The organism is Shewanella oneidensis MR-1 (assembly GCF_000146165.2).
GTDB classification, from domain to species: domain Bacteria; phylum Pseudomonadota; class Gammaproteobacteria; order Enterobacterales; family Shewanellaceae; genus Shewanella; species Shewanella oneidensis.
Window position 1 is genome coordinate 288,587 of the sequence record NC_004347.2, and the last position, 21,811, is coordinate 310,397.

General features: G+C 45.8%; 23 protein-coding genes and 1 other RNA gene. 16 read left to right on the plus strand and 8 right to left on the minus strand.

Annotated elements, in window-relative coordinates; translation table 11 throughout:
* The first annotated feature begins 175 nt into the window (after positions 1-175).
* From SO_RS01355 to SO_RS01395, 9 genes are all read left to right on the plus strand, one after another.
* Complete coding sequence (locus SO_RS01355; RefSeq protein ID WP_011070653.1) at positions 176-1,255, plus strand: pilus assembly protein PilM; 1,080 nt, start codon at positions 176-178, stop codon at positions 1,253-1,255.
* On the plus strand, positions 1,243-1,827 hold the full coding sequence (locus SO_RS01360; RefSeq protein WP_011070654.1) for a PilN domain-containing protein: 585 nt from the start codon (positions 1,243-1,245) through the stop codon (positions 1,825-1,827). Before SO_RS01355 ends, SO_RS01360 begins: the two co-directional genes overlap by 13 nt.
* A complete protein-coding gene (locus SO_RS01365; RefSeq protein WP_011070655.1) occupies positions 1,824-2,444 on the plus strand; it encodes a type IV pilus inner membrane component PilO in 621 nt (206 codons plus the stop codon). Before SO_RS01360 ends, SO_RS01365 begins: the two co-directional genes overlap by 4 nt.
* A complete protein-coding gene (locus SO_RS01370; RefSeq protein ID WP_011070656.1) occupies positions 2,444-2,959 on the plus strand; it encodes a pilus assembly protein PilP in 516 nt (171 codons plus the stop codon). The genes SO_RS01365 and SO_RS01370 overlap by 1 nt, the downstream gene beginning before the upstream one ends.
* A gap of 21 nt (positions 2,960-2,980) precedes the next feature.
* Positions 2,981-5,035, plus strand: coding sequence for a type IV pilus secretin PilQ (locus tag SO_RS01375; protein WP_011070657.1), 2,055 nt, complete (start codon positions 2,981-2,983; stop codon positions 5,033-5,035).
* 219 nt (positions 5,036-5,254) lie between these two features.
* On the plus strand, positions 5,255-5,770 hold the full coding sequence (gene aroK / locus SO_RS01380) for a shikimate kinase AroK (protein ID WP_011070658.1): 516 nt from the start codon (positions 5,255-5,257) through the stop codon (positions 5,768-5,770).
* A gap of 5 nt (positions 5,771-5,775) precedes the next feature.
* Positions 5,776-6,855, plus strand: a complete 1,080-nt coding sequence (gene aroB, locus SO_RS01385; RefSeq protein WP_011070659.1) for a 3-dehydroquinate synthase — start codon at positions 5,776-5,778, stop codon at positions 6,853-6,855.
* A gap of 18 nt (positions 6,856-6,873) precedes the next feature.
* Positions 6,874-8,286 carry an AAA family ATPase gene (locus SO_RS01390; RefSeq protein WP_011070660.1) on the plus strand — a complete coding sequence of 471 codons (1,413 nt, stop codon included), beginning with the start codon at positions 6,874-6,876 and terminating at the stop codon, positions 8,284-8,286.
* A gap of 48 nt (positions 8,287-8,334) precedes the next feature.
* Positions 8,335-9,174, plus strand: coding sequence for a Dam family site-specific DNA-(adenine-N6)-methyltransferase (locus SO_RS01395; RefSeq protein ID WP_011070661.1), 840 nt, complete (start codon positions 8,335-8,337; stop codon positions 9,172-9,174).
* Between the two features lie 32 nt (positions 9,175-9,206).
* On the opposite strand, the gene SO_RS01400 is transcribed toward SO_RS01395, so the two are convergent.
* Both SO_RS01400 and SO_RS01405 read right to left on the minus strand, forming a co-directional pair.
* Positions 9,207-9,392, minus strand: coding sequence for a DUF2970 domain-containing protein (locus SO_RS01400; protein WP_011070662.1), 186 nt, complete (start codon positions 9,390-9,392; stop codon positions 9,207-9,209).
* The gene (locus SO_RS01405) at positions 9,392-9,757 is read right to left on the minus strand and encodes a hypothetical protein (protein ID WP_011070663.1); all 366 of its coding nucleotides are present in this window, start codon (positions 9,755-9,757) and stop codon (positions 9,392-9,394) included. The genes SO_RS01400 and SO_RS01405 overlap by 1 nt, the downstream gene beginning before the upstream one ends.
* A gap of 262 nt (positions 9,758-10,019) precedes the next feature.
* Here SO_RS01405 and rpe point away from each other — a divergent pair, with 262 nt between their 5' ends.
* The 3 genes from rpe to trpS are packed head-to-tail and all read left to right on the plus strand — an operon-like array spanning position 10,020 to position 12,415.
* On the plus strand, positions 10,020-10,697 hold the full coding sequence (gene rpe / locus SO_RS01410; protein ID WP_011070664.1) for a ribulose-phosphate 3-epimerase: 678 nt from the start codon (positions 10,020-10,022) through the stop codon (positions 10,695-10,697).
* Complete coding sequence (locus SO_RS01415) at positions 10,697-11,380, plus strand: phosphoglycolate phosphatase (protein WP_011070665.1); 684 nt, start codon at positions 10,697-10,699, stop codon at positions 11,378-11,380. The genes rpe and SO_RS01415 overlap by 1 nt, the downstream gene beginning before the upstream one ends.
* 36 nt (positions 11,381-11,416) lie before the next feature.
* Positions 11,417-12,415 carry a tryptophan--tRNA ligase gene (trpS, locus tag SO_RS01420; protein WP_011070666.1) on the plus strand — a complete coding sequence of 333 codons (999 nt, stop codon included), beginning with the start codon at positions 11,417-11,419 and terminating at the stop codon, positions 12,413-12,415.
* Between the two features lie 107 nt (positions 12,416-12,522).
* Here trpS and SO_RS01425 read toward each other — a convergent pair whose 3' ends face one another.
* Entirely contained in the window at positions 12,523-13,395 is an 873-nt protein-coding gene (locus SO_RS01425; RefSeq protein ID WP_164925588.1) for a LysR substrate-binding domain-containing protein, read from the minus strand.
* 120 nt (positions 13,396-13,515) lie between these two features.
* On the opposite strand from SO_RS01425, the gene SO_RS01430 reads away from it, so the two are divergent.
* Positions 13,516-14,439 (plus strand): DMT family transporter, encoded by a 924-nt coding sequence (locus SO_RS01430; RefSeq protein ID WP_011070668.1) that lies wholly within the window; start codon positions 13,516-13,518, stop codon positions 14,437-14,439.
* An 18-nt stretch (positions 14,440-14,457) separates the two neighbouring features.
* On the opposite strand, the gene dolP is transcribed toward SO_RS01430, so the two are convergent.
* From dolP to SO_RS01450, 4 genes are all read right to left on the minus strand, one after another.
* Positions 14,458-15,024 (minus strand): division/outer membrane stress-associated lipid-binding lipoprotein, encoded by a 567-nt coding sequence (gene dolP / locus SO_RS01435; RefSeq protein ID WP_011070669.1) that lies wholly within the window; start codon positions 15,022-15,024, stop codon positions 14,458-14,460.
* On the minus strand, positions 15,021-15,614 hold the full coding sequence (locus tag SO_RS01440; RefSeq protein WP_011070670.1) for a phosphoheptose isomerase: 594 nt from the start codon (positions 15,612-15,614) through the stop codon (positions 15,021-15,023). Before SO_RS01440 ends, dolP begins: the two co-directional genes overlap by 4 nt.
* Before the next feature lie 106 nt (positions 15,615-15,720).
* Positions 15,721-16,047: a YraN family protein gene (locus tag SO_RS01445; protein ID WP_011070671.1), complete on the minus strand. Its 327-nt coding sequence runs from the start codon at positions 16,045-16,047 to the stop codon at positions 15,721-15,723.
* On the minus strand, positions 16,044-17,903 hold the full coding sequence (locus tag SO_RS01450) for a penicillin-binding protein activator (RefSeq protein ID WP_011070672.1): 1,860 nt from the start codon (positions 17,901-17,903) through the stop codon (positions 16,044-16,046). The genes SO_RS01445 and SO_RS01450 overlap by 4 nt, the downstream gene beginning before the upstream one ends.
* An 88-nt stretch (positions 17,904-17,991) precedes the next feature.
* On the opposite strand from SO_RS01450, the gene rsmI reads away from it, so the two are divergent.
* Positions 17,992-18,837, plus strand: coding sequence for a 16S rRNA (cytidine(1402)-2'-O)-methyltransferase (gene rsmI / locus SO_RS01455; protein ID WP_011070673.1), 846 nt, complete (start codon positions 17,992-17,994; stop codon positions 18,835-18,837).
* 75 nt (positions 18,838-18,912) lie between these two features.
* An RNA gene (gene rnpB, locus SO_RS01460) (RNase P RNA component class A) lies at positions 18,913-19,266 on the plus strand.
* A gap of 122 nt (positions 19,267-19,388) precedes the next feature.
* Here the strand turns inward: rnpB and SO_RS01465 are convergent.
* Positions 19,389-19,895 (minus strand): hypothetical protein, encoded by a 507-nt coding sequence (locus SO_RS01465; RefSeq protein ID WP_011070674.1) that lies wholly within the window; start codon positions 19,893-19,895, stop codon positions 19,389-19,391.
* Positions 19,896-20,803: 908 nt separating this feature from the next.
* Between SO_RS01465 and SO_RS01470 the strand changes: the two genes are divergently transcribed.
* Complete coding sequence (locus SO_RS01470; RefSeq protein ID WP_011070675.1) at positions 20,804-21,766, plus strand: restriction endonuclease; 963 nt, start codon at positions 20,804-20,806, stop codon at positions 21,764-21,766.
* Positions 21,767-21,811 lie beyond the last annotated feature (45 nt).

Genomic DNA, 21,811 nt, shown 5'->3' on the forward strand with positions numbered 1-21,811 from the left:
ATGTTCAGTTAAGTGCGACAGTATATAAGGCGCGCACGTTTGGGTGAAGCAAAAACGTGACGGCCCTAAAATAGCGTTTGTAAAACATTGAAACATTCTATACAAATACGTATAACGGGTTGATTTTGTGCTAATCTCTCTTATTGAAATATAAATAATAAAGTGACAACGGATTATGCTTTCAAATTTATGGAAGCGTCAGGCTCCGCAAATGGTCGGGATTGATATTGGTTCCCATGAAGTAAAGGCCATTTTGCTGGGTAAGACAGCTGATGGATACAAAATTTTAAGTCATGCAGCGGTTCCCGTAAAAAAGGGGGCAATTAATGATCATGATATTCGTGATGCTGATGCCGTTGTTGAATGTTTAAGACAGATTAAGCGCATTTTGCCTAAATCGGTAAAATATGCGGCTGTTGCGGTCTCTGGCTCAGCGGTGATGACCAAGGTCATCTATATGGATGCTTCGCTTAGCGAAGAGGAAATGGAAGCGCAAATCGAGATTGAGGCCGATAACCTGATCCCTTATTCCCTTGATGAAGTCAGCATTGATTTTGAAACGCTAAACGTCAACAGCACCGATCCATCTAAGGTCGATGTGCTACTCAGTGCTTGTCGTACCGACAATATCGATACCAGAGTCGATGCGCTCGATGAGGTTGAGCTAGAAACCAAAGTCGTTGATGTTGAAGGTTATGCTTTAGGTCGAGCAGTTGAGTTAGTCCTTGGGCAATTACCCGAAGGAGCTAGACAGAAAGCCGTCGCAATGGTTGATATCGGTGCGAATATGACGACTTTCTGCGTGGTAGAGTCCGGCGAAACCACCTTTATCCGTGAGCAAGCCTTTGGTGGTGAGTTATTTACGCAGTCGATTCTCTCTTTTTACGGCATGTCCTACGAGCAAGCCGAAAAAGCCAAAATCGAGGGGGATTTACCGCGTAATTATATGTTTGAAGTGTTATCTCCCTTCCAAACGCAATTACTGCAACAAATTAAGCGAACACTGCAAATTTATTGCACCTCGAGCGGCAAAGATAAAGTTGATTATCTCGTTTTATGCGGTGGAACCTCTAAACTGGAAGGTATGGCTAACTTATTGACCAATGAGTTAGGTGTCCACACCATTATTGCCGATCCTTTCCAAGGGTGTCTGCATGCAGATGAGTCCGTTAAAAATATACTGCAACCTAGCATCAGCAAATATATGGTTGCTTGTGGCTTAGCGCTGAGGAGCTACGGTCAATGGCGAACATAAACCTGCTTCCTTGGCGTGAAGAGGCGAGAGAAAAGCAGAAACGCGACTATATTGGGATATTGGCAGCGGTATTTTTAGGCTCTGGGATCTTAGTCTATGTAGCGCTTTCTTTACTCGAAATAATGACCGATGAGCAGCGTGAGCGAAATGCTTATTTACAGTCAGAGGTTCAGCAGCTCGAAACGCAAATTGCCGAAATCAAAAAGATCACAGAACGTAAAAAAGACATTGAACGTCGAACTGAAATTATTTTGAACCTTCAGCAATCCCGTAATTTGCCGACACACGTATTAGATGAGTTGGTTCGCATTGTTCCTCCTGGAATATATCTATCGAGTCTTGAGAAAAAAGGTAGTTTATTGCTGATTGAAGGACGAAGTGAATCTAACAACAACGTGGCGAACATGATGCGTAAGGTGAAGGCCTCTGAGTGGTTAACTGATCCCAATATGCAATCCATTGTGACTCAAGATGATGAGTTAAGGCAGCTACAACGCTTTAGTTTAAGGGTGAGTATCAAAGGAGCCATCGCTGAAGAGCCTGCAAAACCGGCAAAAGGAGCGAGTAAATGAAGCTCGATCTAAGTCAGTTTAACGATATCGATTTTGAGAATATTGGCGGTTGGCCAAACCAAGTTAAAGTTTTCTTCGCGATTTTGCTTGCGCTTTGCGTATTTGCAGCGGGTTATTTCGTTGTATTGTCCGATGCTATTGATATATTCAGTAGCGAGCAAGACAAAGAGCTACAGTTAAGAGATGATTTTAAAAACAAGTATCAGCTGGCCGCAAACTTAAAGCTTTATCGTGAACAATTAGCCGTGATGGAAGGGCAATTTGCAGAATTGCTTAAAATGTTACCTTCAGAAAACGAGATGCCAGGATTGCTCGATGACTTAACTTTCGCAGCAACTGACGCAGGCTTGCGGATAAAAAGTTTAAATTGGGAAGCGGAAATTGGGCGGGATTTTTATATTGAATTCCCGATAAAGATGTCTGTCACTGGTGATTATCATCAGATTGGCAATATGGTGAGCGGAGTCGCTAAATTACCAAGGATTGTAAGCTTGCATGATTTTACCATTAAGCGTGATGACAGTGGTAATTTAGCCATGGATATCCTTGCGAAGACTTACCGTTTCAAAGAAGGTGCAGAATTACCTCCTGAAAAGCCAAATAAAGGAGGTAAATAATGAAGACCTTACCTCTATTGGCGATAAGCCTTTTTTTAATGGGGTGCATTGGCGAGCGTAGTGATTTAGAGCTATTTGTTACTACAACCAAAGCGCAACATGTGGCCCATATCCCCCCGTTAAAAGAGCCACCTAAGTTTGAGCATTTTGCTTATCAGGCAGAATTGATGCGCAGTCCCTTTGTTCCTCCTTCTCGAGAATTAACGGAAGAAGTGGTTGATACCAGTAAAAACTGCTTACAACCTGATTTAAAACGTCGTAAGGGACGTTTAGAAACTTATGCTTTAGATAACCTGAAAATGCGCGGCACTTTAAGTGAGGCAAATTTGACCTGGGCTCTGATTGAAACGAATGATGGCAGTGTATATCGGATGGGTGTGGGTGAGTATCTAGGGTTGTTTAACGGACGTATAGCTAAAGTGGCTCCACAAAATGTGGAAGTTGTAGAATTAATTCCCGATGGTTCAGGTTGTTGGTCAGAGCGTACAAACAACATTGAACTTTCAGGAAAATAACAAGCGAAGGATTAGGGAATAATGAAATCTTCTGCCGCGATAAAAATCCCGTTATCGTTTTTAACTTCAGGCTTAGTTAAGTCTGTTATTGGGATCGCATTACTATTTGGATTTTTGCCATCGAGCTTTGCGGAAAATCGGCTCATCGATGTGAAATACCATGCCTTAGTCGACCATCAATTAGCGGTTGAGTTGGTATTTGAGGACGCAATTTCTGCCCCAAAAATTGACTCTAATGCTTCACCCGCCGAGTTGGTGTTGACCTTTGATAACAGTATTTCGGGTCTTTCTAAAGATCGCTTACCGATTAATCAAGTCGGGGTGAAGGATATTGTAACTTCGCAGCATGATGCCCGTTTGAAAGTCACTTTAGGTTTATCCAAAGTAAAACCTTACCAAGGTAGCGTAGTCGGTAACTCCTACCGTTTGACGATTAATGATGGCGTTGCAAGTTCTCAAGCGAGCAATAATCCTTTCGTGAATAGTGTTAAAAATATCGATTTTCGTCGCAATTCAAATGGCGGTGGAGATTTATTAGTCTATCTCAATAATCGCTCCGTTGCGGCTAACGTTGAGCAAATTGGTGCCAAACTTGAGGTTCAGCTTTATAACACTGATATCAATAACGACTTGTTATATGTCATGGATGTGCAGGATTTTTCTACACCAGTTAAGAACTTTGAAACTTTTAAAGATGATTTAACGGCTCGCATTTTAGTCGATGTGACTGGCAACTATGAGTTCAATTTTAAGCAGGAAGATAATCTCTTTATCCTTTCTATTAACAAGGTTGAACGGGTTGTAGCTACTAAAGACATTAAGAAGTATAACGGTAAAACTCTTTCTTTAAACTTCCAGAATATTTCTGTTCGTACGGTATTACAGATTATTGCTGACTATAACAACTTTAACTTAGTGACCAGTGATTCCGTCGAGGGAGATATTACTCTCAGACTTGACGATGTGCCTTGGGATCAAGCGTTGGATTTAATTTTACAAACAAAAGGACTCGATAAGCGCATTGAAGGGAACATTTTGATGGTGGCCCCGAGTGAAGAGCTTGCGATTCGTGAAAGCCAAAACCTTAAAAATAAACAAGAGGTTAAAGAGCTGGCGCCACTTTATTCTGAGTACCTACAGATTAACTATGCCAAGGCGACCGATATTGCTGAGCTGTTAAAAGGCGCCGACTCAAGCTTATTGTCTCCCCGTGGTTCAGTGGCCGTTGACGAGCGCACCAACACAGTTCTCGTAAAAGATACCGCTGAAATTATAGAGAATATTCATCGTTTGGTGGAAGTGCTTGATATTCCTATTCGGCAGGTATTGATTGAATCACGTATGGTTACCGTAAAAGACGACGTTTCTGAAGATCTGGGTATCCGTTGGGGCGTTACTGATCAGCAGGGTAATAAAGGGACCTCTGGCTCTTTAGAGGGCGCGGGTGATATTGCTAATGGCAAAGTTCCGAGTTTAGATAATCGCTTGAATGTGAATTTACCTGCGGCCGTGACTAACCCTACAAGCATTGCTTTCCATGTTGCTAAGCTCGCCGATGGTACTATCTTGGATCTAGAGCTCAGTGCACTAGAGCAAGAAAACAAAGGTGAAATTATCGCTAGCCCTCGTATCACTACCTCTAACCAAAAAGCGGCGTATATTGAACAGGGGGTGGAAATTCCCTATGTGCAATCTACATCCAGCGGTGCAACGTCGGTAACCTTTAAAAAGGCGGTATTATCATTAAGGGTTACGCCACAAATTACACCGGATAACCGTGTGATTTTGGATCTTGAGATTACGCAAGATTCCCAGGGTAAAACCGTGGATACGCCTACGGGGCCGGCGGTTGCGATTGATACACAACGCATTGGTACGCAAGTTCTGGTCGATAATGGCGAGACCATTGTGCTGGGGGGGATTTACCAGCAGAATTTGATCAGCCGTGTCAGTAAAGTACCTATTCTTGGTGATATTCCTTTGGTAGGTTTCTTATTCCGTAACACCACGGATAAGAATGAGCGCCAAGAGTTGTTAATTTTCGTGACTCCAAAAATCGTGAACGAGAAACTCTAACGCTATGTAGCCATTCAAATAAAGCCAGCACAACTTGCTGGCTTTACTGTATCAACAATACAATTCTTATCATAAATAGCGAGCATCACTTGCCAGACTAGACATTAAACTGAGATAATCCACGGTCAAGTCTCATAAGAGCAAGGTAACATACAGTAGGTCGGCTTGATCATGAGTCGATATAGGCATACTTTTCATTAAGATTCAGACGTACAAGAAATGGCTGAAAAACGTAATATTTTTCTGGTAGGCCCAATGGGCGCAGGTAAAAGCACAATTGGTCGCCATCTGGCCCAAATGCTGCATTTAGAATTCCACGATTCAGATCAAGAGATTGAGCAACGCACTGGCGCTGATATTGCTTGGGTGTTTGATGTTGAAGGCGAAGAAGGTTTCCGCCGTCGTGAGGCTCAGGTTATTGCTGATCTGTCTGAAAAACAGGGTATTGTCCTTGCCACTGGTGGTGGTTCAGTTCAGAGCAAAGATATCCGTAATCATTTATCTGCTCGCGGTATTGTGGTTTATCTCGAAACCACTATCGACAAACAGGTAGCGCGAACTCAACGAGACAAGCGCCGCCCATTACTGCAAGTAGATGATCCGCGAGAAGTATTAGAGAGCCTCGCAGAAATCCGTAACCCTCTGTACGAAGAAATTGCTGATGTGGTCGTTAAAACTGACGATCAAAGTGCAAAGGTAGTTGCGAATCAAATCATAGAGAAATTAGGTTTCTAGGCAGAATGGCACAACAAATTCAGGTTGATTTAGGTGAACGTAGTTACCCCATTTACATTGGCCAGAGTTTGATGAGTGATAGCGAGACCTTGTCTCGCTACCTGCTGAAAAAACGTATCCTTATCGTCACCAATGAAACTGTCGCGCCCTTGTATCTAAAGCAGGTGCAAGACACGATGGCTTCGTTTGGTGAGATATCTAGCGTCATTCTTTCCGATGGCGAACAGTTTAAAGATTTAACCCACTTAGATTCAATTTTTACGGCTTTGCTGCAACGCAATTATGGCCGTGATTCAGTGCTGGTGGCCCTCGGAGGTGGGGTAATTGGTGATATGACGGGCTTTGCCGCGGCATGTTATCAACGTGGTATCGATTTTATTCAAATCCCTACAACGCTATTATCTCAGGTGGATTCTTCGGTCGGTGGCAAAACGGCGGTCAATCATCCTCTGGGCAAAAATATGATAGGGGCTTTTTACCAACCGCAAATTGTCATTATCGATACTGAATGTTTACAGACATTGCCGGCGCGTGAATTTGCGGCTGGGATGGCGGAAGTCATTAAGTATGGCATTATGTGGGATGCTGATTTTTTTCAATGGCTTGAAAATAATGTTCAGGCACTGAAAAGCTTAGATACTCAAGCCTTAGTCTATGCCATCTCCCGCTGTTGTGAGATTAAAGCGGATGTGGTGAGCCAAGATGAAACAGAGCAGGGCGTGCGCGCGCTTTTGAATCTTGGACATACTTTCGGCCATGCCATTGAAGCTGAGATGGGCTATGGTAATTGGTTGCACGGCGAAGCGGTTGCGGCTGGCACAGTCCTTGCTGCACAAACGGCTAAGTCTTTAGGATTGATTGATGAGTCAATTGTCTGTCGTATTGTGCAATTGCTCCAAGCATTCGATCTTCCTGTAAAAGCGCCGGAATCCATGGATTTCGAAAGTTTTATTCAACATATGCGTCGCGATAAGAAAGTGTTAGGCGGTCAGATCCGGTTGGTACTTCCGACGGCCATTGGTCGAGCAGAAGTATTTAGCCAAGTCCCGGAATCTACCCTAGAACAGGTTATCTGCTGCGCATAAACCTTGTGTGGTGGATGAGTGACATTTCAGGGGCAAGTCTTGCTTCCCTCACAGGAAGCCCTCATACAAAGATTGCATCATGTTGCCAGTTATAGCGACCAATTACTGGTGCTTGTTGGCGCCCAAGGTTCGGGCAAGACAACACTGCTCACTGCGTTAGCCACTGACGTTGATGACTCTAATACGGCGCTGGTTATTTGTCCAATGCATGCCGATAACGCTGAGATTCGTCGCAAGATTTTAGTGCAGCTGATGTCGTCTCCCATTTTTGATGATGAGATCCCCCTCGCTGAAACTATCCTGCGTGTTGCTCCTAACCAAAGTAAACCATTACATATCATCATCGATGATGCTCATTTGCTGTCAAAGGAGTTGTGGGCAGAATGCATCATTCTTAATCAAGTTTTGTGCGCGGGTCAGAGAATTGCGTTGACCTTATCGGTTCCCCCAGCGTTTTTAGCCGATTTATTGCCGCAATTGCCTGAGTCTCTCAGACGACAAATCCTGCCGATGAGTGTTGAACCGATAAGTCTACCGGAGCGGGAGGCGCTGTATCAAACCTTGTTAAGATACAGCGATCAAAACCCATTTACTCCAAGAGACATTGTGCGCGCACAGCTTGAAAAGCAGAACGGTACTCCTCAGGAGGTTGTAACCTTATTGGAGTTGGCGCTGCATGGTCAGAGTGAGAGGAAGTCAGTCTGGGCGCACTATAAGGTCGCAGTGCTTGGACTTTGCAGTTTGTTGATTACCTTTTTGATTTGGTTTGGATTGGCTCAACCCTTTTCCGATGAGCCCTCGGCTGAAGCGCTTACTTATCCGGCATTAGATTCCGATGAGTTTCTGGCGCATGGCCAACAAATATTAACGCCGTATTTCCAGCAACGAGCGGAGTCATTAGCACAGGCTTTGTTAGCGCAGGCGGCTATTCAAGCCGATCCATTGGTAGCATTTCATGGTGAAGCGCCTCAAGCTGAAGATATGAATGAAGAACAACTGCTTACAGAAAGAGAAATGAAGGCAGAATCAGAAGATGCTCTAGCACAAGCTGCATCAACACAAGAGCCTATAGTCAATAGTCCTCAAGCCCAATCGACGTCAGCCGCAGAGCGTGCGGCCAAATCTAAGGATCTGAATACTCAAGTCAAACCTATGCAAGGCTTCACTATACAGCTTGCGAGCGTCGCGCAGCTCAAGTCATTACGTTCTACCTTAGCGCAGATAGAGGGTGTCCAAGATATCTCTATTGCTAAATACAAGCGGCGTTGGGTGATATTAGTGGGACATTATGAAAGCAGTAAGTTGGCTCATGAAGCTGCAGCTCAGTTGGCTAAACAATATCGAATTGATTCACCTTGGGTAAGAAAGTGGAGTGAATTGAAGGGATATGAGTTACAAGATGCGCTCCCAAGCGGTGAAATTTCAGAATAAACAGAGTACAATCATGACCTTTATTTTTGTCGGCATTCATCAAGTTAAATGATCAAAAAACATAGAGCCTTCCTGAAATGGGCCGGCGGAAAATTTAAATTGGTGGATGAACTGGCGAACTACTTACCGACAGGTGAGCGTTTAGTTGAGCCCTTTGTTGGCGCTGGTTCGGTATTTTTGAATACTGACTATCCCCGTTATTTACTCTGCGACATCAATCAAGATCTGATCAATCTCTACAACATAGTCAAAGAAAGGCCCGTGGAATATATCGCGGCTGCTAAGAAGCTGTTTGTTGATGAGATGAATCAAAAGGAAGCCTACTATCGCGTTCGGACTGACTTTAACAAATCCAATGACCCTTTCTTACGCTCAGTCTATTTCTTGTACTTAAATCGACATGGTTTTAATGGCTTGTGCCGTTACAATCGCAAAGGCGGCTTTAATGTGCCCTTTGGTTCTTACAAAAAACCTTATTTCCCAGAGAAGGAGATTTTGGCCTTTTCAAAGAAAGCACAGCGCGCCGAATTTAAGTGTATTAGCTATGAAAAAGCTTTCGAACAAATCCGCGCTGGTGATGTGATTTATTGCGATCCGCCCTATGCGCCGCTATCGACAACGGCGAGTTTTACGACCTATGTCGGTGCTGGGTTTAGCTTGGATGATCAGGCATTGCTGGCGCGCTATTCTCGGCATATGGCACTGGAACAGCGTATTCCTGTTGTGATTAGTAACCATGATATTCCGCTGACGCGTGAGCTGTATCGCGGTGCTCATCTTGCTAAGATCCAAGTGCAGCGCAATATTAGCCAAAATGGCAGTGGCCGCAATAAAGTCGACGAGCTGATTGCTTTATACGATGAGACTTACGATCCGCAGGATGACTGATTACTGCTGTTTGTTTGTAGATATTGTGCGACCTAGCTAACGACTTGGCTAACCAGCAAAATAAGGCTGGCGACTAAGACAACCGCTAAGGCGATTCCCATCAAAATGTACGGTAAAGGTGAATTGGTTTGGAAGTCTTTTTGGCGATTTTTATCTGACTGTACCCCAAAGAAGGCGGCGATGGTACTGTGAAAGACTTGCCAGATCCGGCTAAGCATCAATAGGACTGTTTTGAATTGGCAGGCTTCATGTCATCAATAGGTTTATCTTGATGACCATGCAGTAGTTCAAGTAAGTCGACAAAATGGAATTGGCTTGAACGATTTTTACCCGTGAGCCAAGTTTTCCAACTTAAAGTTTGCGCTTGTTCAGCACAACGGTTATTGGGATGGCTGCTAGGTAGGCTACTGTTATAGCGAGTCTCACTATTGCAAGCACAGGCGCTGGAATCATTGCTTGCGGTCAGTTGTTCCACGCCAAAGGCTAATGAGGCGACTACCACAGCGGTAAATGCCAACATCATCGATGACTTAAATGTCACCGAACCAAGAATGTGTGAAAACTGAGTTAACCGCCCCTTCATGATACTTCCTTTGAAATCATTTAATGATCCGCGCTAGCGACCCGAGTATAACAAACTCGCTTAGTTTATGAACAATAATTTATCAATCTTCACTAAAATCTTTCTAACGCTTCAGTATTTTCTGAGAGATACGGTTCATTATCAGCGCTTGAATTAGGTTTCAATAGAGTTTCAATCGCGATAAATGTGGCATTGGCTATAGAGGCGTGGCCTAGCTAAGGGTAAAATGAGGCACTTTTTGTTCAATAGCAGCGAGTGTCCTATGCGTCCATTTTTAATTGCTCCATCGATTTTATCCGCCGATTTCGCCCGTTTAGGGGATGACGTTAAAGCCGTGTTAGATGCAGGGGCTGACGTAGTTCATTTTGATGTGATGGACAACCACTATGTGCCGAACTTAACCATTGGCCCTATGGTGTGCAAAGCCCTACGCGATTATGGCATTACCGCCGATATCGATGTGCATTTAATGGTTAAGCCTGTTGATCGCATCGTGCCTGATTTTGCCAAGGCTGGCGCCTCTATTATTACTTTCCATCCCGAGGCCTCTGAGCATATCGACCGTACCTTGCAACTGATTAAAGAATCCGGTTGTAAGGCGGGTTTAGTGTTTAATCCCGCAACACCGCTGCATTATCTTGACCACGTGATGGATAAGTTAGATGTGATCCTGCTGATGTCGGTTAACCCTGGTTTTGGTGGTCAATCTTTTATTCCTTCAACCTTAGATAAACTGCGCCAAGTGCGTGAGCGTATCGATGCCAGCGGTTTTGATATTCGCTTAGAAGTCGATGGTGGCGTTAAAGTGGATAACATTGCCGAAATCGCTGCTGCAGGTGCCGATATGTTTGTGGCAGGTTCTGCCATTTTCGGTAAGCCAGACTATAAAGCCGTGGTAGATGAAATGCGCGTCGAGTTAGCAAAAGTTGAGGCCAAATAATGCGAGCACAGATTAAAGCGATTGCCTTTGATCTCGACGGCACGCTGATTGACAGTGTGCCTGATCTGGCTGTTGCGACACAGGCGGCACTCGCCGAATTAGGTTTGGCGACCTGTACCGAAGCTCAGGTGAGAACCTGGGTGGGTAATGGGGCTGAGATGTTAATGCGCCGCGCCATGAGCCATGCGTTGGGCGCGGATGTCGAGCAAACGGCATTGGATGCCGCCATGCCGATTTTTATGCACCACTATCAAGAAAATCTTGAAAAGCACAGCGCACTCTATGCCGATGTGCACCAAGTGCTACAAACCCTGTTTGACGCTGGATTTAAGCTGGCAGTGGTGACGAACAAACCTTACCGCTTTACTTTGCCGCTGCTTGAAGCCTTTAAGATTAATGACTTCTTTAGCTTAGTGCTTGGCGGTGATTCGCTGGCGAAGATGAAGCCGGATCCATTACCGCTAGAGCATTTATTAGCGCAATGGCAACTCGATAAAAGTGAGTTGTTGATGGTGGGCGATTCTAAAAATGACATTTTAGCGGCGAAAGCAGCAGGTGTTGCATCAATCGGCTTGACCTATGGCTACAACTACGGTGAAGATATTGGGCTCACTGGCCCTGACGCAGTATGCGAGCAGTTTGCCGAGATCCTTAGCTGGCTAAATGTCGGCCAGGCAGTTTAATCGATTCTTTTTATCTTTATTTGGAGCAATGACGTAATGACCAAACCCATAGTACTCAGCGGTGCACAGCCGTCCGGCGAATTAACCATAGGTAACTACATGGGTGCATTGCGTCAATGGGTTGCCATGCAAGATAGCCACGATTGCCTATATTGTGTGGTGGACTTGCACGCCATTACCGTGCGCCAAGACCCTCAAGCATTGCGTGAGGCCTGCTTAGATACGCTTGCACTGTATTTAGCCTGCGGCGTCGACCCGAAAAAGAGCACGGTATTTATCCAATCTCAAGTGCCGCAGCACACCCAGCTGGGTTGGGCATTAAATTGCTATACCCAAATGGGTGAGCTGAGCCGTATGACGCAGTTTAAGGATAAGTCACAAAAGCACGCCAACAATATTAACGTGGGTCTGTTTGGTTATCCGGTATTGATGGCGGCGGATATTCTGCTGTATCAAGCGAATGAAATCCCTGTTGGTCAAGATCAGAAGCAACATCTTGAATTAACGCGTGATATCGCCACTCGCTTTAACAACGCGTACGGCGAGACGTTTACCATCCCTGAGCCTTTTATCCCTGAGCATGGCGCGAAGGTTATGTCGCTACAGGATCCGCTGAAGAAGATGTCAAAGTCAGACGATAACCGTAACAACGTGATTGGTCTGCTTGAAGATCCAAAAGCGGTAATGAAAAAGCTCAAAAAAGCCATGACCGACAGTGACGAGCCACCAGTGGTGCGTTTCGATATAGAGAATAAGCCTGGTGTATCTAACCTGCTGAGCTTAATGTCAGGTATCACAGGCCAAAGCATTGCCAGCCTCGAAGCTGAGTTTGAAGGTAAGATGTACGGCCACTTAAAAGGGGCTGCGGGTGAAGCGGTAGTTGGCATGTTAGAGCCGCTGCAGGAGCGTTACCGTGCGCTGCGTGCCGACCGTGCTTACCTCGACCAAGTGATGAGAGCGGGCGCTGAAAATGCTCAAGCTCGTGCTGAAGTCACCTTGAAAAAGGTATACGAGAAGATTGGTTTATTGGTGTAATTTGACCTAAAAAGCACGTTAGATAGCACTTAATTAAGCCGACCTATTCTTAGGTCGGCTTTTTTATGTCTGTTATTCATTGGGCTGTTTGATACAGAGCTAAGCGTTTATGCCTGCGATTTTAACCAAGAAGAAAAAGCAGCAATGGCAGGCTCATTTAGGCGTCGCTGTTTGCATAAAAAACAAAATTCAAAACCCGTATGAACATCGGGAAGATTTACCGCCACCAGTCGCCCGGTACTGATATCGCCTGCCACCATAAAATCGGGGGCGAGGGCGATACCTTGTCCGGCAATCGCCGCCTCAATTGCCATTACGATATGGCTAAAAAGATGTTGTTGTTCGTTGTTAAGGGGGATTTTATGGGCCGATGACCATTTGTGCCAATCGAGTCCAAGTGGACCTTCATCCACAATCAGTAATGCTTGTTGCTGAAAATTGCCCAAGTTAATCTCACGCCATTTGGGGTAAAGATTGGGGCTGCATACGGGGATTAGCCGTTCTTTGTGCAGTAATTGTTGCCAATAGCCCCGTTGATTGAGTTTACCCGCAATAAAGATATCGGCTGTGCTGGTGCTTAGGTCGGGGTCCTGAGTAATCATTTCGAGGCGAATTTTAACGCTGGGATATTGGCGTCGAAAATCCGCTAACCTCGGGATCAGCCATTTGACCGCAAAAGAGCTGTATACCGCTAAGCAGAGTTGTTGATTCGGCGTGTCGCGGATTTTGAGATTAAGATCGCTTAACTCATTAAAAATCCTTTCTAACTCAATAAATAAGCTCTGGCCTTTTGGAGTGAGTTGTAGTTTTCGTCCCTGACGATCAAAAAGCTGCTCGCCAAAGTACTCCTCCAATACACGCACTTGGTGTGAAACCGCGCTTTGGGTAATGCACAGTTCAGTGGCCGCCTTGGAAAAATGCTGTTGCCTCGCTGCGGTTTCAAAGACTTGAAGTGCACGTAAGGGAGGGAGCTTTCGCATAATTTTCAACATTTAAAAGATTTATTATGAATTTAATTCATCTAGCATGAGAAAGCATCATTTTAGCTTAAGTCTTGTGGACATTATCATGCGAGCATTGAGATTCGAGGATAGTCAAACATGCAGCGCCCAGTTGTTATCGGTCTGATTTTATTGATAGTGGGTAATCTATTTAGTGCTTTTTACGATGTATCGATCAAATGGCTGCCAGAGGATGCGAATGCGGCCACTTTCCTGCTCGTGAGACAAATCACTTCAGTACTCATGTTAACCCCGATTTGGTTGTACTCGCAGCGACCGCAGACGGAACATATTTCGGTTCACCTTTGGCGTGCCAACATAGGCTCGGTTGGCGCGCTTTTTTTAATTATTGGACTCATGGCACTGCCTTTAGCTACGGTGAGTTCGTTGTTTTATTCCGCCCCCCTAATGATTATTTTAATGGGATACTGGTTTTTAAAGGAGCGGATCACCACAGGGCAGGTGATATGCACATTGTTAGGCTTCGTGGGTATCTTAATTATCCTAAGGCCGAGTGAAATGAACTGGTTTGGTCTTGCCGTGTTATTTTCTGCATTTACTTTTGCAGTCAATCAGTTGACGCTGAAAAAAGTCCCCAGTACTGAGCATCCGGTATTAACCCTCATGCTTTATAACCTGCTGGGTATTCCCGCCACCTTAGTGATTGCGGCCTTTCAAGGGCTTGAGGGACTGAGTTGGGAACTGCTTGTGGTTGCACTACTTAGCAATGCTTTCTTACTGATTTATCACTGGTTATGTGTGCTGGCTTATCGTCGGGCGCAGGCGAGTGATATTGCGATTGCCGAATATACTGGTTTGTTATTTATCGTCTTCTTAGGCTGGCTGTTGTTCGATGAATGGTTAGATAGCTTAAGTTGGTTGGGCGCGGCGCTGATTGTATTGCCCTCGCTGTTTTTACCTTGGATAGGGATGTGGGTAGCGAAGTCACCCAAAGTGATGGATAACTTGCAGGTGAAGTCGTTAGGGATTGATGCGGCGGTAGAGAGTGAGCCTAAACCTTAAGTGTTTAGGCTCAATCGGTTATTCGATATATTCGAACACTTTAACGACTTTGCGCACGCCCGCGGTATTACGGGCGATGTCGACAGCCAGTTCTGCCTGTGAGCGGTGAATAAGTCCTAGCAGGAAGACTTCACCGTTTTCAGTGATCACTTTAATCCGTGTCACATCTAGTGCTTTCTCGTTGAGCATCCGGCCCTTTACTTTGGTTGTTACCCAAGTGTCGTTACTGCGAGTCGTGAAAGACGTTGGATTACCGATGCGGATCTGATTGTGGATTTTACCGCCAAGCTTAAGGTCTTGTACGACTTTAACTGCTTTATCCCTCAGCATTGAGTTGGGGGCTTGGCCTATCATCAGCACATTACCGTTTACCGACACACCTGTGATATTGGTTTGTTTCTTAAGATCTTCATGCTCAAGTAGCGCACTGGTGATCTTGAAATCGGTATTAGTATCATCGAGCTGTGTCTTCACTGAACGCTCGTCGTTGGCCATCATGGCGCCGCTGACTGCGCCCACCATAACGGCACCGGCGCAACCCTGCAGCAGCATGCAAACCATTAACAGTGGGGCAGCATATCTCATTGCTGTTCGTCCTGTGGGAAGAGTGTGCGATCGATATTGTCACACAGGCAGTGGATCACCAGTAAGTGCACTTCTTGAATACGAGCTGTCACGTTGGATGGTACACGGATTTCAACGTCACCCACGCTAAGCAGCCCTGCCATCGCGCCGCCGTCTTTACCGGTTAGAGCAACGATAGTCATATCGCGGCTAAGGGCAGCTTCCATTGCTTTAATCACGTTACCTGAGTTACCGCTGGTGGAAATGGCTAACAGAATATCACCAGGCTGACCTAAGGCTAAGATTTGCTTTGAGAAAATCTCATCGTAGCTGTAATCGTTGGCAATCGCAGTGATGGTCGATGTGTCGGTTGACAGGGCAATCGCGGGCAATGGTGGACGTTCAATTTCGTAGCGGTTTAACAGTTCAGCCGAAAAGTGCTGAGCATCACCCGCACTTCCGCCATTACCACAGGCAAGAATTTTATTGCCACCCAAAAGACATTGCACCATCATCTCCGCCGCTTTGGCAATGGATTCAGGCAGTGCTTCGGCTGCATCGATTTTAGTCTGGATAGATTCAGTAAAGCTGTCTTTAATGCGTTCTAACATGGATACATCCTTTCAGGATAAAGTGTGGCTATGATGCCATATTTCCACGGTGGAGTTGAGGCATAAGCGTTAAAAATTATTCGATTAGCTGAGTCGAGTGCGTCGTTTAAAAGGCATCGACCAACCATTGGATTTGCGTATCTTCGATGGCGACAACGTCGAATCGACAGGGTACATCCAGTTTATGGCTCTGTAAATAATGGCTGGCCGCCATGCGGATCCTGCCGATTTGTGCTTTGCTAAGTGCTTGTATTGCGCCACCAAATTGATTTGCAGAGCGGTATTTTACTTCAACAAATACCCAGTATTTTTTGTGGCGCATGACTAAGTCTATTTCACCAAAGGGATAGCGGACATTACGCTCGACAAAGCTCAAACCTTGTTGTTCAAGGTAACTTTGGGCGAGCGACTCTGCCTGCTGTCCGAGTGTCATAGTTGGCGGAAACTGCCTCTTTGATAGCGTCCCCAGCTTAATTGGCGGTTAATCACACCATCGGGATTGACGGATAACACGCCGCTACGACCATTGAACTGGTAACCGGTAAATGAGCGCATTTGCGCGAGTTTGCTGATTAAATCCATCGCATCATAACCCATCACAAACAGGCGTTTTTGGCCGTTGTTCCAGCCAGGCCATAGTGTGTTAACCATCAGGTTTTCTTCGCTATTTTGCATCAGCCAAGGTGCGTCACTGAGGGTTAGGTTATTTAAATCCTGCGCGGTTTGGCTCGATTCGTTGTCGATACGGCTACGGCTCGAGGTGTACAGTGGCACAGGCTGAGTAAAGACGCTAAAGGTGACGTCGATAAAGGCCTTGAGCAGGGTTAACTCCTGCGGCGTCGAGATCATGTAAATCGCATCTATATCTTGGCGAGAGCGAAAATCGGCCTGTACTGAGTTGCCTAGCAGCTCTTTGATGCGTGCAATGCGGGCTTGGCTATCACGTACGCCGAGCGCATCTTGCACAGTCGTTTTCATCTTATCGCCACCATCGTAGTAATAGACTTCGATGGGCGCATCGCTTTTCTTTTTCCAAGCTTGAATAAAGCTCTCTGCCATACGTTTGCCGATCGCATCGTTGCTGGCGAGCAGCAGTGGCATAGTGACACCATCTTGGTACATACGGGTTGCAGCATCGGCCGCCTCTTGAGCTGGCGATAATGCAAAGTAAAACTTATTGGCATCTGGAGCAAACTTGTCAGTTTGATTTAAAAACAGCTGCGGGATCGGCGCGCTTGCAGCGGGCGCGGTAGCAGTAGGTGTTGCGCTGGTGTTTAACGCCAATAATTGATCGATTTCGTTTGGCAGTAACGGGCCAATAATAAACTCAGCACCGGCGTTTACCGCTTGCTGATAAGCGGAAACGGCATCGTTGGCGGTATCGTAAAAATTCACCGAGACTTGCTCATTCGGTTTGGCTAAATAACTGGCCAAAATGCCTTGGCGAATCGCATTGGCGGCACTGGCGCGCTGGCCTGTGAGCGGCAAGAGTACCGCAATATTTTTGGGGGTATAAGGTTTAGCGTTTAACGCATGATCTAAATCCGCGGGCAACTTCGCCGCCGCAGGGTGATAAGGGTTTTGTTTTTGCCAGTCGCCTAAATAACGGACCAGTTGATTAGGGTCAACCGCATAATGCTTAGCGATATACGCCAGCTGTAACCAACCTGCAAAAACCGGGCTTTTGGCATCTTTAGTGAATTCGAGCAAGGTTTGCTCATGCATTGGCTGCAATACTTGCCAGATCTGATTATTGACTTCACTCGCCTCAGCGGGAGGCAAATAGGTGGTCAATAAGCTTAATTCGCGTACTTGATCGATAGGTTGCTTATTCAATTGGAACAAATGCGCTCTCAATTGATGATACGCAGCCATTTGCCAGCCGGGTAATACCCAAGTGCTTGGGTACGTTAGCGTTTTCAGTGCATCAAGCGGCGTCGATGTATGCTCTAGCACCCGCGCAGTTAGGTACTTATGCTCAGCCACTAGCGTCGGGATCTGAGTCAGGCTTGGCAGCATCGGCTTGAGCAGCTTTTGCGCCGCCGCATAGTCATTCGCATTAATATAGGAATGCGCCGCCAGCAGCAGATAAGTATCACGCTGCTGAGGATCTTTGCTATTGGCGGCCTGTGCTAAATACACATTAGGCGCCAATGGGGCAGAGGCTAATGAGGTGGCCACGGTGGGCGCAGTATTCGTTGAGGTGGGCGCTTGACTGCCGCAACCCGCCAACACTGCGGATAAAATGGCCACGGAAACGAACTTAGTTGTATTCAGGCTTTTTAACACTGGGCTTCACTCTGGTAAGATGCTGCCTCTAGTTTAACCTTCTCTTGCGCTTGACGAAAGTCTTGGCACTGTCATTACAGAGGTATATATGGACCAAAGCGTCGCACTCTACATCGTTCCCACTCCTATTGGTAATTTGGGGGACATGAGCCCACGTGCTATTGACGTGCTCAGCCAGGTTGCATTAATTGCCTGTGAAGACACCCGCCATAGCGGCAAGTTATTGAGTCATTTTGGTATTTCAACTAAGACCATCGCACTGCACGACCATAATGAACGCGCTCGCGCCCAGTGGATTGTGGATCAACTAGCCGCAGGGCAGTCGATTGCGCTAATTTCCGATGCGGGCACGCCGCTGATTTCCGACCCCGGCTATCACTTAGTCTCCCATGTGCGCCAATCTGGCTTTAAGGTGATCCCGCTGCCGGGCCCCTGTGCGGCGATTACGGCGTTAAGTGCCTCGGGTTTGCCGTCGGATCGTTTTTCCTTTGAAGGCTTTTTGCCCTCGAAAGAAAAAGCTCGTGCCGATAAGTTATTAGAACTAAAAGAAGATCCGCGCACGCTGATTTTTTATGAATCTCCCCACCGTATCGAACATAGCCTAACGACCATGGCTCAAGTGTTAGGGGACGATCGCCAAGTGGTGATGGCGCGTGAAGTGACTAAAACCTTCGAGACCTTCCTCAGCGGCCCCGTGGCTGAGGTGTTGGCCACTGTGAGTAGCGATCTTAACCAGCAAAAAGGTGAGATTGTCCTTATGGTGCATGGTCACCGTGCGGCCGAGGATGATGAAGCCATTCCAACCGTTGCCATCAACACACTTAAGTTACTCTGTGAAGAATTACCCCTTAAAAAGGCCGCTGCCATTGCCGCGCAAATTCACGGTCTTAAAAAGAATGCCCTGTATAAGTTCGGTTTAGAGTCTGATTTATAAGCAGATCTAATAGATAGGCACACACAGGCAGGATTAACAGTGGTGCAGGTAGAAGGCTTAGGCTATAATCCGCGCCGAGTTGGCCAGACAGTCGCCGCGTTCGCAAGAACGGGGAGGAAAGTCCGGGCTTCAAAGAGCAGGGTGCCAGGTAACGCCTGGGCGGTGTGAACCGACGACAAGTGCAACAGAGAGGAGACCGCCATCATAGCCTCGGCTAAGGTGGTAAGGGTGAAAGGGTGCGGTAAGAGCGCACCGTGCGGCTAGCAATAGTCCGTAGCAAGGTAAACTCCACCCGAAGCAAGACCAAATAGGGTTCCGTATGGCGTGGCTCGCGTTGGAACCGGGTAGGTCGCTTGAGCCTGTGAGCGATTGCAGGCCTAGATGAATGACTGTCCACGACAGGACCCGGCTTATCGGCCAACTCAACCTCATTCAATAAAAAGCCCGTTTGTCGTAATGACAAGCGGGCTTTTTGTTTGGCATGTTTTATAGAATCTTATCTATCAATAAGATGGTGATTCTACTCGCCTGACCTATGTACGATAGCAGGCTTAATTGTTAGATATTTGTCCCATCTCCATCGATGTGAGTTTCTGCTCACTAGCAAGCACCTGCGCAATATTGATGAGATTCTGAGCGAGCTCTTTTGCTTTATCTTCGGGGAATTTCGTTGCCAATGAAGCTTGTAGTTTTTCCTGCAGGTTTACCAATACAGCTTGTTTATCTATAGCTGTGACTGTCTGTTTAAGGTTGGCGACAGCGCTGGCGAGGGCTTGTAGCTCTGGGAATAACTGCGCATTTTTTAGTGGAGCGAATAATGCTAAATCTTTTAAATTCGCATCGTCGACTTTATTGTCTAAGGTGATTAATAGATTATCGACTTTGTCGAAGGTTTGTTCACTACGACTAATTAAGGGAGTGATGGCGGCGTCTTGTATAAGGCCAGTGAATTTATCGACAGTGGCATACAACAACACCGCGATGATAATTATCGGCAGCATGACCCCAGTAAACAATCCCACCCAAAAATTGTTGAACCCTGCCGCGAAGTTTTTCATTTTAGTTCCTTATTCCCGTTGAACGCTAAGCAACGCTATGCGTTTTGTCGGTGGCTGACAAGCGTTTGCTGCTAAAACTGCGTCCTTAGCGATAAATGAATCGCATCAAAACAACGAGTAGAGTGAGATTGTTTAGCCGAAAATGAAAACTAAAAAACGTTCGGCTAGAGTATTGTCTTTGCTCACAGGGGTATCCTATATGACCGTTAAACTTTCCAGCTAAATGTCAGTCTTCTGCCACCCTTTTAGCGTTACCGTTTCATGAACATTCTTATGTACTTTATGCCGCTAACCCCTTGTAGTGGGCTTTCTTTTCATCGACTGAGACTTTTGCTGCTGGTATTCAAGTGAGTCTTTGGAATTTAACAATAGGTGTTTTAATAAACTCACTGCTTTTAAAAGAAAAGTCAAAGTCGTGGGGCTTCACCCCACACCCGACCAAGGAGGACTGCTCGTCCTATCCTCCTTGGATGCTCCAAGACGCCCCTAGCGAAGTTACATGCATTGGTTAGTGGCTTCGTGCTTATTCGAAAATCGCTAACGCTTCCGATGGTACATCCTGTACCCCGAAAGCTAGCGAGGCATCCATGCCTCGCTCACGCGATTTTCTTCAACGCCCTTCAGCAACTTCGCAGGGGAAGGTGAACTTCTGTAGTTTTTGTGTTGTTTTTTAGTATTTAAAAAGAGCACTAACATTCCAGCTTTTTAAAAATTTAACAGTGGGTGTCCCAATAAACTTCTCGGTAAATAAGGTCTCGATTTTTCTAGATGAAAATGTTGATAGCACACTGAGGTTAATGCTAACTTGTTGGCATAATTGAATTATTTATTCGTATTATTCCAGTGTCCAACTCTATATGGTTTGGGTTTTATTAGAAGTGCGGGTAATACACTGTTAGAGCTCATACATGGATAACATCCAGCAAGAAAAATTAAAAAACCTAATTCGAAGCCTTGAAAAATCTGCTTCGCCACAAGAGGCCGAGTACCTGATGGGTGAAATTCTTGTGCCACTCCTAGCAGAGGATGGTTACTCCATTCAAGCGGTTGGCGATCAGCGAGATTTTGGAGTTGATTTTATTGCCCGCAAAGACAAACACGAAGAGCAATTTCCAGAAGAAATAGCCATTGAATACAAGCACTATCGAAAAGCTGCTGTTGGTTTAGATGTAGTCCATCGTGTACTTGGTGCAGCTATGAGTATGGGCTTGTCACGCGCAATGGTCATTACAAATTCCCGATTTACCTATGCAGCACGTGAGGCAATCCGTCGAAGCTCCCCTGTTGGTGTTGAACTTCTTGACATTGATGCACTGCGATCCTGGATTGGACGTATTGAGGAGGTTCCATCAATTGATGTAGTTCAGGTTAATATCATCAGGCGTGAGTTTAGTCGTAGGCTTATTGAGCTAATCTTAAAGAATCCTCGTTACTTGGACGAAATTGAGTGGCGTGAAATGGAGCGGCTTCTCGCAGAGGTTTTTGAAGGTTTAGGTTTTTCGGTTCGTCTTACACCGGGTAGCAAAGATGGTGGGAAGGACATCATTCTAACTTGCCAGGTTGCAACAAAAAATCATACATACTATGTTGAAGTAAAGCACTGGCGTTCAGGGCAACGTGTTGGTTCTGGAGCAATAACTGAATTTCTAAACGTTATAATTAACGAGCAAATTGATGGCGGCCTATACCTTTCAACTTATGGTTATTGTTCTAACTCCATTGAGTCACTAACAGAAATTCAGCGGAAATCTCTGCGCTTTGGAACAGAAAACAAGGTTGTCACGCTATGTCAGTCATATGTAAAGGCGATGTCCGGTATATGGGCTCCGGATAAATTGCTGCCAGAGGTTCTGTATGACAATACGCTCTAACAAATAAGCATAGGCCGTGTAGCCGCGGCCTTATTCCAAGTGTTG